The 564-nt window shown below is 70.0% G+C and carries 1 protein-coding gene; it reads right to left on the bottom strand.

Annotated features, from left to right (window positions below; translation table 11 throughout):
* Nucleotides 1-564 (bottom strand): LysM peptidoglycan-binding domain-containing protein (locus C6558_RS39850; protein ID WP_146161009.1); only part of this gene is annotated, 564 nt, incomplete at both ends.

Raw genomic sequence — 564 nt, forward strand, 5'->3', positions numbered from 1 at the left:
TGCCTCGGCCCGATCTGAGCCCGGCTGATCCGGGGCGACCGCGAACGCTGCCCCGGGCACCGGCGAGGCCTCCTGGTCCGGGGCCGGGGACTGTTCGCGCTCGCTCTGCGGGACGACTTCGCCGGGGACACTCGCCGGCGGCGTTGCCGGTGCCTGCTCGGATGCAGGAGCCTGCTCTGTGGCCGGGGCCGACTCGCTGGCCGTGGCCTCGGATGCGACGTCGGGCTGGTCCGTGGCCTGATCGGTGGGAGCCGTCCTCTGCCCACTGGATGCGGTCTGATCGCCGGGCAGTTCCACGGTCCATCCGACGTAAATGAGGTTGGGGTCGCTCATCGTTGTCCCGTCAGCCTGGGGGCGGTTCTTGAGCCCTTCGGCCAACTCGCTCCACCGTGAACCGTCGCCAAGCTTCTGCTCGGCCACGCCCCAGAGGGTGTCTCCGGTCTGGATGGTGTACTGCCGCGCGTCGGCCTGGTCGGTGAGCTGTGACGGGGTGTCCTCGAGCTGGGTGTCTTCGAGCTGGGTGGAGATCGAGGACCCGTTGGTGCTCGGCTGGGCAGTCATGGC

The sequence above is a fragment of the Ensifer sp. NM-2 genome (assembly GCF_003024455.1).
GTDB lineage: Bacteria > Pseudomonadota > Alphaproteobacteria > Rhizobiales > Rhizobiaceae > Ensifer > Ensifer canadensis.